This window comes from Lamprobacter sp. (assembly GCF_034860625.1).
In the GTDB taxonomy this organism is placed as follows: domain Bacteria; phylum Pseudomonadota; class Gammaproteobacteria; order Chromatiales; family Chromatiaceae; genus Lamprobacter.
The window spans coordinates 1-1,559 of the sequence record NZ_JAYESN010000483.1; the positions used below are offsets into that span (position 1 = coordinate 1).

Below are 1,559 nucleotides of genomic sequence, written 5' to 3' on the forward strand. Positions count from 1 at the left end.
GCTCGTCGCGCTTGTAGCTGAAATCGACCAGGATGACCTCGCGTCCTCGCACATCGGGTGGCGGTTGGTGGTGGACCCCGGGATAGAGCTCAAGGCCGGTCTCGGCATACGCCATGTCGACGACCCAGGCGCCCGAGAATCCATCCAGACAGTCGGCGTGGTAGATGCAGAGTGGGGTGTTGCTGGTCTGTGGTTGATGGGTCACAGCAAATGGTGGCTCCCTGATGGTGCGTTACTAGCCACTCCAAGTGATACCTGAAACGACGACTTGATCATAACCTGCCAACGCCATGGATAGTACCGAGGCGCTTGAACTGGACCCTGGGTCTTGCCAATCCCTCCACCTTCCAAAGCTCTTCTACGGCCGTTGTGCTCACGCTGAGGCCTGATCGGGTCATCAGCGCTGCATCACCCACCACTCTCAAAAGCCTCTTCTCTTCCGGATGAGCGTAGCGAATCCATCAGAGGCGCGTAGCCGAAGGCTAGCGCTCCTTAGCTGTTGCTGAGTGTCTTTGCAACGGCGCTATCCCGCGAAATCCTTCCGCCTGCTGACACGACGACGACCGCTGGGCGATTTCCGCTTTGGCGCCTCGGCTCCTGCTCCTGCTCTTGGGCGGTCGGTGCTATACCGTCATTGAGGATCACTGGAAGCGCGTCGACCGCAGCCGCCTGATTAGATAAAGATTAAGAGAAGATTAGGGTTCGCGGGCAATCTCTAGAAAAAACTTCTATATCAATAGATTAGAGTCGAATTCCGAGCCGTCTCGGTCGGTGCTGTACCGTTAGTGGGTCGGTGCTGTACCACTATGCGGTCGGTGCTGTACCGTCAATGGTCGGTGCTATACCACTAACCGGTCGGTGCTGTACCACTAACCGGTCGGTGCTATACCGTTAGTCAGCCGGTACTGTACCAATGGTTGGAAAGGCGGCACGAGAGGCGCGGAATGGATGATATTGAGGCGTGATCGGCGGCTGCCGGTACCAAGGATAACCGCGGTGTACCGCGACGCCAGCCCTGGATTAGTCGGTGCTATACCATGCTTTGCGCTCAGCCCGACTTCGGGGTCGGTGTTGCCTGTGGTTGGCCCATTGGAAGGCCTGGCGTCTTCTGCAGATGCACCAAATCACGATCATCGATCTGCCAAATCCAGCCGGTGACCTCGGCAAGATGGCGGAATGCATCCTTCAATTCGGCGCGAAAGTGCTTCAGCTGCTTGGTTTCGCTCCCGGCAAGCCGATGTAGCGTCTCGACCTTGTAGGCGTAGGGTTCGGCGTGGCTGGTGTAGAAGCCGTGCAGCCATTGGGCGAGGGGCTGCTTCTTGAGCCGCTTGCGCTGCTCCCAATCGATCCGGCTCCAGCCATCGGGACCGTAGAGCGCGACGATGGCGGGGTTGATCTCGATGCAATACTGCCCGGTCTCGTCATTACGGCCACCGTGCTGGATCATCGGTCCAAAATAGGCGCGTGGGCCGTTCTGGATCTCCACCACCGCCGATGCGAGACGGGCGAGGGCGTTCTTCAGCCACTCGACATTGCGCCCGCCGGTGGCGCGTTGGATG

The 1,559-nt window shown here is 58.9% G+C and carries 2 protein-coding genes; both read right to left on the reverse strand.

The annotated features are described in order from the left end of the window. The coding region (locus VBE63_RS29060; RefSeq protein WP_323686456.1) for a hypothetical protein at positions 1 to 205 on the reverse strand (205 nt) is incomplete at its 3' end. 843 nt (positions 206 to 1,048) lie between these two features. Continuing rightward, positions 1,049 to 1,559: plasmid replication initiator TrfA (gene trfA / locus VBE63_RS29065; protein ID WP_323686457.1), on the reverse strand; the 511-nt coding region annotated here is incomplete at its 5' end.